General features: G+C 56.0%; 12 protein-coding genes. 5 read left to right on the forward strand and 7 right to left on the reverse strand.

Annotated features, from left to right (window positions below; all coding sequences use genetic code 11):
* Positions 1–59 precede the first annotated feature (59 nt).
* Positions 60–998, forward strand: coding sequence for a DUF1559 family PulG-like putative transporter (locus tag ABEA92_RS04450; protein ID WP_345682601.1), 939 nt, complete (start codon positions 60–62; stop codon positions 996–998).
* 333 nt (positions 999–1,331) lie between these two features.
* On the opposite strand, the gene ABEA92_RS04455 is transcribed toward ABEA92_RS04450, so the two are convergent.
* The 3 genes from ABEA92_RS04455 to rimO form a co-directional block, all read right to left on the reverse strand.
* Positions 1,332–2,258, reverse strand: a complete 927-nt coding sequence (locus ABEA92_RS04455; RefSeq protein ID WP_345682602.1) for a CPBP family intramembrane glutamic endopeptidase — start codon at positions 2,256–2,258, stop codon at positions 1,332–1,334.
* Positions 2,259–2,274: 16 nt separating this feature from the next.
* Positions 2,275–2,856, reverse strand: a complete 582-nt coding sequence (pgsA, locus tag ABEA92_RS04460) for a CDP-diacylglycerol--glycerol-3-phosphate 3-phosphatidyltransferase (RefSeq protein ID WP_345682603.1) — start codon at positions 2,854–2,856, stop codon at positions 2,275–2,277.
* A gap of 201 nt (positions 2,857–3,057) precedes the next feature.
* Positions 3,058–4,479: a 30S ribosomal protein S12 methylthiotransferase RimO gene (rimO, locus tag ABEA92_RS04465; RefSeq protein WP_345682604.1), complete on the reverse strand. Its 1,422-nt coding sequence runs from the start codon at positions 4,477–4,479 to the stop codon at positions 3,058–3,060.
* Positions 4,480–5,340: 861 nt separating this feature from the next.
* Here rimO and serB point away from each other — a divergent pair.
* Positions 5,341–6,552 carry a phosphoserine phosphatase SerB gene (serB, locus tag ABEA92_RS04470; RefSeq protein WP_345682605.1) on the forward strand — a complete coding sequence of 404 codons (1,212 nt, stop codon included), beginning with the start codon at positions 5,341–5,343 and terminating at the stop codon, positions 6,550–6,552.
* 442 nt (positions 6,553–6,994) lie between these two features.
* Here serB and pheS read toward each other — a convergent pair whose 3' ends face one another.
* The 4 genes from pheS to pyrF all read right to left on the reverse strand — a co-directional run bounded on the left by pheS (position 6,995) and on the right by pyrF (position 10,028).
* Positions 6,995–8,020, reverse strand: a complete 1,026-nt coding sequence (pheS, locus tag ABEA92_RS04475; protein WP_345682606.1) for a phenylalanine--tRNA ligase subunit alpha — start codon at positions 8,018–8,020, stop codon at positions 6,995–6,997.
* A 171-nt stretch (positions 8,021–8,191) separates the two neighbouring features.
* Positions 8,192–8,548: a 50S ribosomal protein L20 gene (gene rplT, locus ABEA92_RS04480; protein WP_008704621.1), complete on the reverse strand. Its 357-nt coding sequence runs from the start codon at positions 8,546–8,548 to the stop codon at positions 8,192–8,194.
* 214 nt (positions 8,549–8,762) lie between these two features.
* The gene (gene rpmI / locus ABEA92_RS04485) at positions 8,763–8,969 is read right to left on the reverse strand and encodes a 50S ribosomal protein L35 (protein WP_339946387.1); all 207 of its coding nucleotides are present in this window, start codon (positions 8,967–8,969) and stop codon (positions 8,763–8,765) included.
* A gap of 120 nt (positions 8,970–9,089) precedes the next feature.
* A complete protein-coding gene (gene pyrF / locus ABEA92_RS04490; protein WP_345682607.1) occupies positions 9,090–10,028 on the reverse strand; it encodes an orotidine-5'-phosphate decarboxylase in 939 nt (312 codons plus the stop codon).
* A gap of 229 nt (positions 10,029–10,257) precedes the next feature.
* On the opposite strand from pyrF, the gene ABEA92_RS04495 reads away from it, so the two are divergent.
* From ABEA92_RS04495 to ABEA92_RS04505, 3 genes are read left to right on the forward strand one after another with little or no spacing between them, the layout of a single operon-like run.
* Positions 10,258–11,073, forward strand: coding sequence for a Dabb family protein (locus ABEA92_RS04495; protein ID WP_345682608.1), 816 nt, complete (start codon positions 10,258–10,260; stop codon positions 11,071–11,073).
* Between the two features lie 58 nt (positions 11,074–11,131).
* Complete coding sequence (gene acpS / locus ABEA92_RS04500; RefSeq protein WP_008689740.1) at positions 11,132–11,518, forward strand: holo-ACP synthase; 387 nt, start codon at positions 11,132–11,134, stop codon at positions 11,516–11,518.
* A gap of 6 nt (positions 11,519–11,524) precedes the next feature.
* Positions 11,525–13,015, forward strand: coding sequence for a dicarboxylate/amino acid:cation symporter (locus tag ABEA92_RS04505; RefSeq protein WP_345682609.1), 1,491 nt, complete (start codon positions 11,525–11,527; stop codon positions 13,013–13,015).
* Positions 13,016–13,989 lie beyond the last annotated feature (974 nt).

The following is a 13,989-nucleotide window of genomic DNA, read 5'->3' on the forward strand; positions in this document are numbered from 1 at the left end:
GGCGTCGCCAAACACACGGCACCATGCTTCGCCGACCGAATTTTATCTACCAATCTGTCATGACCGCTTTCCCATCACGCCGCAACGCATTCACCCTGGTCGAACTGCTGGTCGTGATCGCAATCATTGGAGTGTTGGTTGGTCTGCTATTGCCTGCGGTGCAAGCCGCGCGAGCGGCGGCGCGACGCATGAGCTGCTCGAATAATTCAAAACAGTTCGCACTGTCGCTGCACAATTACCATTCTGCGTTCAACACGTTTCCGTCCGGCAGCATTGTCTCAGGCCCCAACGGTTACTCGTGGGGAATGGTTTCACAGGTCTTACCGTTCATGGAGCAATCGGCGAGTTTCGAATCGATCGATTTCACCCAAGCTCACTGCGGCGACCATATCAAAGATTTGCAGGCCCGCGGCGGCAACGATCCATCGTCACAACCGATCGCGATGCTGATGTGCCCAAGCGATCCGAGTTCGGGGCGATCCTTGTTAAGTGGTCCGCTCGGCCCCCTGCCGTTTTCGGGCGACTGTGGCGTGTTGAACCCAATCAACTATCTCGGCAACGCCGGCAGCTTGGATGACGACATCAACAATACCTACCAAGCATGCGGCGGCATCCCAAGCGGTGCCGGTTTCAGCGACGGCAACGGCATGTTCTATAACGAAAGCCAAAAGCGGTTTCGCGACATCCTGGATGGGTCGAGCACCACGATCCTGTTTGGTGAGCGAACGATGCCCGATGATCTAGGATGGGGCTGGCCCATTTGTGGTGGGAATGAATGTGAACACTACATTTCCGCAAAGATGGGGTTGATGCTCGGCAACCACAACCGCAACGAATACTACCTGCACCTGCAACACTACTGGAGCTATCACGAGGGCGGATGTCATTTGACGTTCGCCGATGGCAGCGTTCGTTTTGCCACCTACAGCATGAACTACAACACCTATCTCGATCTATCGACCCGCAACGGCCACGAAGTGATCGCATCGGAGTGGTAGCGTCGTGTCGTCTCCTCGTTGCGGGGCTCTCGCGCAAACGCCGTGATCATTAGCGTTGGCGCCGCGAACCGTCTGATCGCAGCGAGTTAAACGTTCGACTTTTACCGGGCGACTTTTACCGGGCGGCTCGCGCTGCACCGCTATAAGAGCCACCCGTTTTGTAGCGACGCTCGCCAGAGCGTGGGATGGCCGCGTGCCAATACGATTCACCACCTTCTGGCGAAGGTAGCTACGACGAAGAAGGTAGTTACCAGTGAATTGCGCTCGCCGACAAGCATGAGCCCCTGGCCACTAGAAACCACGTAAGATCGCAGAGCGATCAACGACGATGTTTTAGCCGGGCGTTTGCGTGAACCACAACCGCAACATTTCGACGCTCATTGTGAACCCGTTTAACACAATGTGTACGATCAACGAAGGTGTGATGCGTCCGGTTTGACGATACAGAAACCCAAGGCCGGCTGAGAAAAAGAACAACGGAATCGCCGCGGCACCTTGGTTGCCATGCATCAATGCGAAAATCAAACTGGTCACGAACACCGGCCACACACTCTTGGGTCGCCAAAGCTCTACCGCGTCTTCTTTGAGCGGGTCTTCTTGGACGTCACTCTCCACTGGCCGGTCAGCAAACGCCTGCAATCCGCCTTGCAACAGCACGCGGAACAAAAATTCTTCGACCCACGGGGCCACAAGCGCGGTCCCCACGAACAACACGATGAAAAACACCGGCGTCGGTTGCTGTTTCATCACGTCGAGCACCGGATGTTTGTACTCGACAAGCAATGATGCAAAGTGGGCAATCAGTAACGTCGGAGGAATCAGCATCAACGACGCCTTCAGCCCGACCACGACGTCGCGGGATTTCCAAATCAACCCAAGTCGCTCGGCTGCGTCGGAACGGATCAGCCGCAAAAACCCAAGTGTGCCGGTGAAAGCGATCAAACCGCCAACGGACTGGGCCGCCAATCCGGCCAACAACAGATCAGAACTCGGAGCCGCTCCTTCGGGCGTAGGACGAATTTGGCCCATCGCGACAAACAACTTGGCCGTCAACAACGTGAGCACCAGGCTCAACCCGAACATCAACATCGCATCGGCGACGGTCCAAAACGGTCGATCACGAACTTCCGCTGGCAAGATGGTATCGGTCCAAGGTCGCTCGGACCGCAGCACCCGGTACAGCGTTTTGCCCCACAAGACGACACATCCAACCACGACCATCAGAAGCGTGCTGGCGAACACCGCGTCGACAAATTGCATACCGTGGGGTCCTGTGCTACGAGGCGTCCTGCTCACCACGCATGACGCGTGCCGCCGCCATCGTGTAGTCGTAACCTGAATAGACGGTCAATGCGATCGAAGACCAAATCAGGATTGTCGCCGTGATCGACAACCACGCGGCCACCGGCGTGCTCATCAAGCACAACAGGGATGCGACGATCGCCGCACACTGCAACACCATCTTCCATTTGCCCAGCCAGCTCGCTGAAAAATCGCCACCGCCCCCTTCGATGATCCCTCGCAAACTGGTCACCAGCAACTCGCGGCCGACCACCACCGTGGCCATCCACGATGCGATCCCCGACCCCGCTTGTTCGACCAACGCGATGAAGGATCCACAGATGATGATCTTGTCCACGAACGGATCAAAAATACGACCAAGCTTGGTGACCTGCCCGTATTTCCGCGCCCAATAGCCATCCATCCAATCGGTCGACGCGGCGATCAGAAACACGATCATTGCCGAGGCGAAATAGCCCATGGGGATCAACACCACCACGGCAATCGCCAGCAGGAACCGCGCAGACGTCAACGCGTTGGGGACATTGTAGATCGACGTGGATGTCGCTGAAGTCATTGCCAAATTAGTGCTCATTGATCGTGCCGTTACAAGTCCCAAGACTAACAGATCACGCCCAAATGCGAAGTGGCCCTGTTTTCTAACTCGGCACGACCTGAACTTAAGCCGGCAAAGTTGGAAACCACTTAGTGGCGGTCTATCATCTCAGAGCCCATCGCAGGAAATTCGCTGCGCGGCACCCCGAAAAACATCCGAAGACTACTCGCCGAGTGATGCAGCGATCAAATCGTAACCGTCCGATGCGACGATCTCGCATTTCTTGATATCACCGACTTGGATCGACTCGTTGTCGTCCGACGGAGATACGTAAACGATGCCGTCAATATCCGGTGCCTCACTGCGTGTTCGGCCAATCCACACGCCTTCCTGTTCCGGCAGCGGCGAATCGATGATGACGTCGTCAATTGTGCCAATTCGGCTTTGCACCCATTCAAATGCAATCTGTTGCTGGACCGCCATCAACTCGCCTTGCCGACGCTCGGCCACTTCTTTGGGCACCCGGTTGGGCAACTTGGCCGCTGGCGTGTCTTCTTCGACTGAATAGGTGAACACGCCAAGGTGTTCGAAACGCTGCTGCTCGGTGAAATCGATCAGCTCAGCAAAGTCCTCGTCGGTTTCGCCGGGGAATCCCGCAATCATCGTCGTTCGCATCACGAGATTGTCGATTCGCGAACGCAACTTGCCAAGAATTTCTTCTTGCAACGAACGAGTCGTCTTGCGTGCCATGCGTTTCAGCATCGTGTCGCTGGCGTGTTGCAGCGGCATGTCGATGTACGGCAGCACTCGCTTGGCACCTGCCAACGTATCGATCAACGCGTCGTCAATGTACATCGGATAGAAATACATCAGCCGGATCCACTCGACCGAATCGATCTTGTCCAACTCGGTCAACAATTCCGTCAAACGCGGAGTGCCGTAAAGATCTTTGCCGTAATAGGTTGTGTCTTGAGCCACGACGACAATTTCCTTGACACCGCTGTCGCCGAGTCGTTTAGCCTCGTCGATGACTTGTTCCATCGGCTTGCTGTAGTGTTTGCCCCGCATCTTCGGGATCGCACAAAACGTACACAGCCGGTCGCAGCCTTCGCTGATTTTCAAGTAAGCAAAGTGCCGCGGCGTGACCGCACTTCGCACCGCATCGCTAAGCGGTTTGATCGGAGCAGGCCGGAAAACTTTCTGCTGCTCTTCGATTCCCGACTGCAAACGATCGATCACCGAGACGATCTCGTTACGGCCAAAGACGCCGATCATCGCATCGATCTCAGGTCGCGCCTCGAGCAATTTTCCTTGCTGACGTTCGGCCAAACATCCGGTGACGACGACGTTGCGAATTTTCCCCTGTCGCTTCAGCGCCAGCATCTCGTCGATCGCCCCAAGCGACTCGTCGCGAGCCGAATCGATAAAGCCGCACGTATTGACGACGACAAAGTCCGCATTGTCGACCGAATCGACCATCGCGTAACCATCTTCGTCCAGCCGGCCGAGCATCTGCTCGGTATCGACCAGGTTCTTGGGACAGCCGAGGCTGATGACCGCATAGCGGCCGCGCTTGCTCGAATCGTCGCCCGTTGGACGGTTTTGCAAAGGAGAAGGAGTATCCGAAACGACAGGAAGTTGCATGGAGTGCACAAACAAATGGGCGGGGGGGAAGCTAAGCAAGCACGATTTTTCGCAGCGACAGCTGAATTAAACCCAAGAATCGCCGAATTGGCTACCGACTTTCTCGGGATTCCCGCCGTTATTTTGCCGCAGCCCCCGCCACGATCCTCATTAGCAGGACCCTGCGTGAGGATTATCCCCCCAATGCGACGAGGCCGCGCAGCTTCGAGCAGAGCGAAGCTCGCGGTTGAGCGAGTTCAGCTCCCCTTTGGGTAACGCTGTGAAGCATTCCGTAGCGGAACTCGCGGGCGGCTTGTTGTATTATTCGTACGATGGACTTCCTAGTCCGTCGAATGCGCCATTGATGGAATAGAAAGTCCATCATGCACCCCTTGCCGCAGGAAACATCATTAAATCAACAAGCCGTCAAGAGTTTCGGGGGACACTCGCCGTGGATCGAAAGTCTTGACGACTTCCGCTACGTTGAAAACACACAAACCTTATAAGAAAAATCGCTTCACAGCGTTCCCCCCTTTGCGAAGGTCAGAGATGGCGGTAGCCAGCTCGGGGTGGGGCAATCGGTTCTAGAGAAAGTGTGGTGTTTTACAGAAAGCGACGGGCAAATTCAGTGTCACCCTGCCACGCGCGAACATTGCTGCCGATTTCACGAAGGCGGCTTCCCGCATTCACCGCCACGCCACATTCCGAGCCCCGATTCTGAACCCCCGCGTGCTCTGATTCCCCAGCTTCGCTCGCCGTGCCTACCCTTCATCGAGGTGCCGGATCGGTCTATGCTTTCGTCTTTCTTTTCGGGCCCCCTTTCTTTTCGGGCAGCGCCCGGCGAACCGCTCAAACGAAAAATGGCCGATTGGAGAGCCAACAATGGGCAACATCTTTTTACTGCGATTCACCGGCGAAGACCGCGTCGGATTGACGGCCGAATTGACCCGCACACTGGCCCAGCTCGGCGCCGAGGTGCTGGATATCAATCAAGCGGTCATCCACCAATCGCTGTTGTTGGGGATGATGATCCGCGTCGAGGAAGGAGTCGAAGTCGAGCGGCCCATCAATGCGATGGCGGAATCGCTTGAACTTCGCGTCAAAATTCGCGGCATCGGAGACACCGAATACGACAACTGGGTCGACCGCCAAGGCAAACCGCGGTACATCCTGACGCTGTTGGCTCGATCCATCGAAGCGTCGCATATCGCGGCGGTGACCAAGATCATCATGGACGAAGGGCTCAACATCGATGTGATTCACCGGCTGTCCGGTCGGCCTCAGCGACTGGAAAACCCCGAGACGCTTCGCCGCGCCTGTGTCGAATTCTGGCTTCGCGGCGAGCCTCACGACAAACCGCGGATGCAGGCCCTCTACATGGACCTCAGCCGCGAATTGGCAATCGACATCGCTTGGCAAAAAGATGACGCCTACCGCAGATCGCGACGGCTGGTCGCGTTCGACATGGATTCAACGCTGATCCAAGCCGAAGTGATCGACGAATTGGCCAAAGAAGCCGGCTGTGGCGACGAAGTGGCTGCGATCACCGAAAGTGCGATGCGCGGCGAGCTGGACTTTGACACGTCGCTGCGTCGCCGTGTCGCGACGCTGAAAGGGCTTCCCGAATCGTCGCTACAGAAAGTTGCCGAGCGATTGAAATTGACCGAAGGCGCCGAAGCCTTGCTGCTAAATCTACACGAACTCGGCTACCGCACCGCGATCCTGTCGGGCGGATTTAGCTACTTCGGCAACATGCTTCGCGATCGACTCGGCTTCAACTACGTGCACGCCAACGAACTCGAGATCATCGACGGTAAACTGACTGGCAAGGTGCTCGATCCGATCGTCAACGGACAACGCAAAGCTGAGCTACTCGAGCAGATCGCCTCGAGCGAAGGAATCAACCGTCGCCAAATCATCGCAGTCGGTGACGGAGCGAACGATTTGCCGATGTTGAACCGAGCCGGGTTGGGCATCGCGTTTCATGCCAAACCGATCGTCCGCCAAGAGGCCGGCCACGCGGTTTCCAATCTCGGACTCGACGCCGTGCTATACCTGCTAGGCGTCCGTGATCGCGAGCGAGTGCAAGTGTAGCGAAACTCGCGAACGGCTTGTTGATTTAGTGAAGTTTCCTGCGGCAAGGGGGTATGATGGACTTCCTAGTCCGTCAATGGTGTATTCGACGGACTAGGAAGTCCATCGTACGACTAAAACAACAGGTCGCCCCTAAACCGTTGGCTCACGCCAACGGCAGGTCATGTCTCGGACTCCGGCCTATTCGCTTGCTACTAGAGCTTTTTCACTTTTGATGTAGCTGCCGTCGCCAGACGGTGGACCACGTTCTGGCGAACGTAGCTACGGCCGTTTATTCGAGCAAACGCTGCCGACTCCAACGAATCTTGCAGCTGCTCGCGATATTGCTTGGCCTAGCCGGGAAGGGATCTTTAGCAAGATCCACTACGATGGTCGTGGAAAGGATCTTTGGCAAGATCCGATAGGTTGGTCGTATCGTCAGCAGCTCAAATTCGATTGCTTGCTAGAACTGCCGTAAAAATCGCAGGTCGCCGCTGTACAGGTCGCGGATGTCGGTGATCCCGTGTCGACGCATGCACAGCCGCTCGACGCCCAACCCGAACGCGAATCCGCTGACCTTTTCTGGGTCGTAACCGACCGCTTCAAAGACCGCGGGATCGACCATCCCCGCACCGCCAAATTCGATCCAGGTATCATTCCACAGGAAATCGACTTCCACACTCGGCTCGGTGAACGGAAAGAACGAAGGCCGGAAGCGGATCTGAACGTCGCCGCCAAGATAGTTGGTCGCAAACACACGAAGAACCGTCTTCAAATTCGCCATCGTGACGTGCTTGTCAACGTACAAGCCTTCCATTTGATGGAACATCGGATAATGCGTCGCGTCAGGTGCATCAGGTCGATACACACGGCCCAGCGAGATCACGCGGATCGGCGGTTCATGTTGCTCCATGACGCGGATCTGCACCGTGCTGGTTTGGCTTCGCAGCAACTGCGATCCTTCGCTACCGGCTTGAGTAGCCGACGCGGTCGCCAGATAAAAATTGTCCAGCGGGTCACGTGCTGGATGATCTTCGGGAATGTTCAGCGCGACGAAATTGTGCCACGGATCTTCGACCTCAGGCCCTTCGGCCGCCTCGAATCCCATTCGCCCCATGATCTCCATCAAATGATTGATGGTTTGCGTGATCGGGTGAATGTGCCCAACGTTGGGCCGGATTCCTGGCAGCGTCGCATCGAATGTCGGATCGATCCCCGACGCTTCGCCGCCGCCCAAACGCGATTGCGATGCCTCGAACGATTCTTGCAACTTTGCCTTGAATGCGTTGAGTCGCATCCCCGCAGCCTTGCGATCGCTTGGATCGATGCCACCCATCATCTTTTGAACGTCTTTGAGTGCCCCTTTTTTCGCACCTAGAAAACGCACACGGGTTTCTTCCACGGCGTCAGCATCGGCAGCGTTCTCGAACGAATCGAGAGCGTCTTTTTCGAGTTGGTCGAGCGTGCTGATGAATTTATCGAGGGACATGATGCCAGGACACTAAGTCAAATGAGGGTGGGGAAGGAGCGAGAAAACGAGGACCATTGGTTAGCAGCGAGCTACCCAAAAATAAACCCAGCAAAAAATAAACCCAGAGTGCGTTAAACGCGACTCTGGGTCGTATTGGTTTACCCCTAAACAGGGAAAGACACCCGAGGCTTAGGCCGCGAGAACTTCTTTGACCTTGTCGCAGACCTCTTTGAAGCCAGCCTTGTCGTGGATCGCCATTTCCGAAAGCATCTTACGATCCAATTGGATACCGGCCTTGTTCAGACCGTAGATGAATTGGCTGTAGCGAATCCCGTGCTGACGAACCGCAGCGTTGATACGAACGATCCATAGGCGGCGAAAGTCACGCTTGCGGACGCGACGATCGCGGAACGCATACACACCAGCCCGAAGCAATGTCTCCTTGACGCTTCGTGTCAGTTTACCGCGTCCGCCGCGGAAACCTTTGGCTCGTTTAAACAGACGCTTTTTAGATTGCCGACGTGCTGAACCTTTGGTGGTACGCATTGCTTTTACTTCCTAATGGTTGGATCGAATGCTCGAGGATATCGTCGTTGCGATAGGGGTTGTTCGAGCTTTTCGTCGCCTTTCTGACTTCAGGCCCCCGTCAGTTCGATGCTGCGGGTGTTTCGCCTAGCCAGATGGATACGGTTCGACTTTGGGGTTGTGTGAAAAAATAAATAGAAGGTTTGAAATGCGAAAGCGATAAATGCTTTCGTACTTAGTTGCTGTAGCCGTTTAGAGCTGCGTGAATGGTCGGTTCCATCACGCTATCCAGCGAGGTGGTGCCACGCAGGTTACGACGACGCTTTTTGGTCAGGCCTTTTGCCAGGTGGCTCGTGCCGGAGGAGCGATGCATTGCCTTGCCAGTTGCTGACAAGCGAAATCGCTTTTTGGTGCCCTTGTGGGTCTTGATCTTGGTACCCATTTGTGATCCGCAAGTAATAGGTAGGGTGGTTTGGTAAACAACGGTTCGATCGAACACTTCCTTTAGGGTCCTGATCGAACCGCGAAGCTTACCGAATCGCGTTTATTTCCGAAAGTCCTGCTAGGAAATTCGCGTGGCCAGGACGGCATTCATTTCGTCGGTGGCCGCAGAAACGGCATCCTGCCAACGAGATTCACCGTATTTTTGCGAATATTCGTCGCGACGATGGGCAAAAATCAAGTTTCGCGAGTTGTTGACGATCGCCCCCATTCCGGCGTCGTCAAATCCCGCAATCACGTCTTTTGCCGTCCCGCCCTGGGCGCCAAAGCCCGGAATCAAGATCCAACTGGTCGGCATCGCTGCCCGCATTTCGGCCAATTGCTCGGGATAAGTCGCCCCCACCACCGCTCCGATCGGGCCATAGCCGCTCTCACCCGTACGCCCCTGGTTCAATTCCTGGACCAATTCGGCCACACGAGCGTAGATGGTTTGCCCGTCCGTCACGCGGTCCTGCAGCAGCCCCCCGCCTGGGTTAGATGTTTTGACCAGCACAAACACGCCCGCAGCCCGCTCGTCACAGACCTCGACGAACGGTTCGAGTGAATCGCGGCCCAAATAGGGGCTGACCGTCAACGAGTCGCTGCCCCACGGGCTGGCGTCTCCCGCCCCCAAATAGGCCTGAGCGTAGGCGGTCGCGGTGCTGCCGATGTCGTTCCGCTTGCCATCGGTGATCACCAATAACCCGGCATCCGACGCATACCCGATGACTTGGCCGAGCGAGACCATGCCGGCTGGTCCGAGCTGTTCAAAGAAGGCGGCTTGCGGTTTGACGCAGGCGACTTTGTCTTTGACGACGTCGATGATGTCACAGCAAAACTGCGTGTACGCCGCGGCTTTTGCATCCGCAGCCCCACTTTCGGCGATTTGCCGGATCGAGGTCGGCAATTGCTCCAAGCGAGGATCCAGGCCGACACAGGTGACCGATCCCGTTCGCCGCACCGCCTGGGCAAGACGATCCGCAAACGCAGTGGGTTTGTTTTGGCTGGTGCTTTGACTCATCGGAACGCGTCTCGATCAAATGGAGGTACAGAAAAGGGAACGAGGTTGAAAGGTGAGCCCATTTTCTGATTCCTGAGCCCCGATTCGTCAAGGATGGAAGCGGCCACTGCGAAGCGTTACGATTGTCATTAGACGTGCTGCAACTCCGAAACGCAGAACGTCTTGGTCGCCCCGCCTCGCCAGTCCTGCGTTTCGGAGCCGCAGTGCTTCACTCCCGCTTTGAGCCCCCATGTCAAAATCCAACCATTTTCTATCACTGGCCGTGCTAACCGTTTCTTGTCTCGCGGTCGTAGCGGGCTGCACCGCTGACGAAGCCGCCACGACGACCACCGACCCAACCACTTCGTCCTCTGCGGACACATCCGAATCAACCGATGCATCCGAATCAACTAAGGAATCACGCGTGCTGCGACATGCCGTCTTTTTCTCGTTCAAAGAATCCTCTTCGCCCGAACAGATCGATGCGGTCGCCAAAGCGTTCGAGCAGTTGCAGTCAAAAATTGATTCAATCGTCGATTTCGATTGGGGTGTGAACAACAGCCCCGAAGGACTCGACGATGGATTCACCCATTGTTTCCTATTGTCGTTTGCCGACGAAGCAGGCCGAGCGGAATACCTGCCCCACCCGGCTCACAAAGAATTTGGCGACACGCTGCGTCCGCACATGAAAGACGTGTTCGTGATCGATTATTGGGGCGTCGCCGACGAAGATGCGGATGCCGACCGCAACGATGGCGATGAAACCGAACTGAAACACGCCGTGTTCTTCAAATTCAAGGACGACGCATCCCAAGAAGACATCGCGAAAATCGAGCAAGCGTTTGCAGAGCTGCCAAACAAGATCGATTCGATCACCGATTTTGAATGGGGCACCAATAACAGTCCCGAAAAACACGACGATGGCTTCACCCACTGCTTCATGGTCACGTTCGCGGACGAAGCGGGACGCGAAGCGTACTTGCCGCATCCTGATCACAAAGCGTTTGTCGAAATACTGATGCCCGTCCTCGATAAAGCTCGCGTGTTAGACTTTACGACGAAATAGTTTCGCAGCCGCGATTCCTCCTCTCTCCCCCTCTTTTCTTTTTACCCCATGGCCCTTCATGGCAATCCTCGGACTCGGAACGGAAATTGTTGAATGTGTTCGCATCGCCAAAATGATCGAAGCGCATGGGGAACAATTTCTTGAACGTGTCTACAGTGCCAACGAAATCGAGTATTGTATTCAAACGGCAAACACGACTCAGTTGTTTGCCACTCGTTGGGCGGCGAAAGAGGCGGCGATGAAAGCGATGCGATGTCGGTACCAAGGAGTGCGTTGGACCGACATCGAAATCGTGGTGCATGTAGGCGAAGGACCAACCATGTTGCTCTCCGGTGCCGCGTCCCAATGGGCCGAACAACGAGGGATCGAGAGAGTTCATGTTTCGCTAGGTGCCTGCCGCACCCATGCCACCGCGTATGTCATCGCCACTGACGAATTGGATTAACCTGGAATGTTTCGGCTCGCTCTGCATTGGCAACTCCTGATCGGGATGTTTTTTGGCACCATCCTGGGTGTGACGTTGAACATCACCGCCTCGAATCGCACGACCACGGTCGTTCGCCAACCGGGCACGCCCAGCGAACTGCCTCGCGGGATCGATTCCGCCACGATTCACGACACTTCGGGCTCGACGGTGATCCAGTATGTCAATGACCAAGGCGAGCAAGTCAAACGGGTCGTCGATCCGGTAGACCCGCAAGCAGGCGTATTTCGCTCGATCGAAACGCTCGCTGCCGTCGACCCGGCCGCCGTTGCGATCTACGAAACGTATGGCATGAGCGTCGCAAAACAGGTTGGCGGATGGCTGCAGCGGCTGGGGGGACTGTTTTTGCGAATGTTGCAAATGGTTGCCGTCCCGCTGATTATCACATCGCTGTTGACCGGAGTCTTGGGGCTGGGGTCTTCGCAAGGACTCGGGCGAATGTTTCGCCGCACGCTGACGTATTACATTTGCACCAGCATGTTGGCGATCACCACCGGGCTGTTGGTTGTCAACGTTGTTCGCCCCGGCCTGAAGGATAATGTCGTCGCTCGCGCCCATCCTGATGCGCACGAGGCGGAATCGCTGATCAATGTGTTGTTCGCGCAACTCGAGGCGATGATCCCCAAGAACCCGTTTGCCGCCGTCGTCGACTCGAATTTCTTGTCGGTGATCGCGTTCACGATCGCGTTCGCGTTGTTCACCATTTCGGTCGGAGGCAAGACGGCCGAGCGGATTGGTGACGCCGCCAAAGCCGGATTTGACGTGATGATGGCGATGACGATGGCGATCATCAAACTCGCGCCGCTCGGCGTTTTCTTTTTGATCGCCGCGGTCACCGCGACTCAGGGAACCAGTGTGTTCATGGCGTTGGCGTGGTACGTCGTCGCAGTGGCAGTCGCGTTAGCGATCCACTCGCTGATCACGTTGCCGTTGATTTTAAAATTCATCGCCAAACGAAGTCCGGTTGAATTTTTCAAAGCGATGTCGCCAGCGTTGTTGACCGCGTTTAGCAGTGCCAGCAGCAATGGGACTTTGCCGTTGACGATGTCGAGCGTGGAAGAGCGTGCCGGGATCAGCAACCGCACCGGATCGTTTGTGCTACCGCTCGGAGCGACAATCAACATGGATGGCACAGCGCTGTACGAAGCCGTCGCGGTGTTATTCATTGCTCAGTTACACTTTGAGCGCAATTTAGAAATGAGCGAGCAGATCGTCGTCGCGCTAACGGCGTTATTGGCCAGTGTCGGTGCAGCGGGCATCCCGCACGCCGGGTTAGTGATGATGGCGATCATATTGAACGCCGTCGGATTACCGCTAGAGATGCAAGGCATCATCTTGGCGGTCGACCGCGTATTGGACATGTGCCGCACCTCGGTCAACGTCTGGAGCGACTCCTGCGGCTGCGCCGTCGTGGAAGCCCTCGAACTCGCCGACGCCCCCAAGCCAAGTACAGAATAGACTTCTCAGTCTATCAATGTGGGATAGGCTTCCAGCCTGTCAACGTGGGACAGGCTTCCAGCCTGTCAATGTGGAATTGGCTCCCAGCCTGTCATCAAACTCCCAACGACAATTGCCAAATAGCCATTGTCGATTTAACTTCTTCAGTTCTTCTCCCCGGCCTCAACGTCGCTGCACGCACAGCAAACAACGCACGCGTTTCAACGATCATCCCCAATTCCCGAAAGAGACGGCATGCTGAAGCCCACGGTGTGAGCCGTGGGTTACAAAACAACCCAAGAATGAGAGCCCTGAAGGGGCGACAGGAAAGACCGACGTCTACCGCGATCGGACCAGTTATCTTGCACTCGCGCAAACGCAGCGCCGTAAAAAAACACAGGCCCGCAAATCAACGCGAATACTTGCTCCGTCTCAACGGCCTCAGCCTAAGCCAAAATACTGCCACACGACACCTTTCCAATCTCCCCCCCCCCCATCAATTCCGCGTCCGCTCAGTCTAGCCCCACCCTCCCGTAGTGGATCTTGCTAAAGATCCCGCCCCAAGACGACGGTCAAACACACACAGCCAAGCTCATTGAATCACAGTAGTTGCCCACCCTGCAAACCTGAACGCAGATTGCTCGGACAATTTGAACAGGAGCAAACCGAGGCATCAGAGTGACAAGTCACGTATTCTCCATCAGCCACCTCTCCCGAGCGCAGCACGGGAGAGGTCGGACGGGCCCTAAAGGCCTCGTCCGGGTGAGGGCTTGTCTCCAGCTCACTCGCACCCTGCCCGACTCACCCCGACTCCCCGTAGTGGATCTTGCTAAAGATCCCGCCCCAAAACGACCGCCAACCACACACAGCCGAGCTCATTCAATCACAGCAGTTGCCCACCTCGCAAACCTGAACGTAGATTGCTCGGACAATTTGAACAGGAGCAAACGGAGGCAACAGAGTTACAAGTCACGTATTCTCCATTAGCCACCTCT

The organism is Novipirellula caenicola, assembly GCF_039545035.1.
In the GTDB taxonomy this organism is placed as follows: Bacteria; Planctomycetota; Planctomycetia; order Pirellulales; family Pirellulaceae; genus Novipirellula; species Novipirellula caenicola.

Coding starts and splice junctions, on each gene's coding strand:
- ABEA92_RS04450 (WP_345682601.1), top strand. CDS start 60: ATGACCGCTTTCCCATCACGCCGCAACGCATTCACCCTGGTCGAACTG.
- ABEA92_RS04455 (WP_345682602.1), bottom strand. CDS start 2,258: ATGCAATTTGTCGACGCGGTGTTCGCCAGCACGCTTCTGATGGTCGTG.
- pgsA (WP_345682603.1), bottom strand. CDS start 2,856: ATGACTTCAGCGACATCCACGTCGATCTACAATGTCCCCAACGCGTTG.
- rimO (WP_345682604.1), bottom strand. CDS start 4,479: ATGCAACTTCCTGTCGTTTCGGATACTCCTTCTCCTTTGCAAAACCGT.
- serB (WP_345682605.1), top strand. CDS start 5,341: ATGGGCAACATCTTTTTACTGCGATTCACCGGCGAAGACCGCGTCGGA.
- pheS (WP_345682606.1), bottom strand. CDS start 8,020: ATGTCCCTCGATAAATTCATCAGCACGCTCGACCAACTCGAAAAAGAC.
- rplT (WP_008704621.1), bottom strand. CDS start 8,548: ATGCGTACCACCAAAGGTTCAGCACGTCGGCAATCTAAAAAGCGTCTG.
- rpmI (WP_339946387.1), bottom strand. CDS start 8,969: ATGGGTACCAAGATCAAGACCCACAAGGGCACCAAAAAGCGATTTCGC.
- pyrF (WP_345682607.1), bottom strand. CDS start 10,028: ATGAGTCAAAGCACCAGCCAAAACAAACCCACTGCGTTTGCGGATCGT.
- ABEA92_RS04495 (WP_345682608.1), top strand. CDS start 10,258: ATGTCAAAATCCAACCATTTTCTATCACTGGCCGTGCTAACCGTTTCT.
- acpS (WP_008689740.1), top strand. CDS start 11,132: ATGGCAATCCTCGGACTCGGAACGGAAATTGTTGAATGTGTTCGCATC.
- ABEA92_RS04505 (WP_345682609.1), top strand. CDS start 11,525: ATGTTTCGGCTCGCTCTGCATTGGCAACTCCTGATCGGGATGTTTTTT.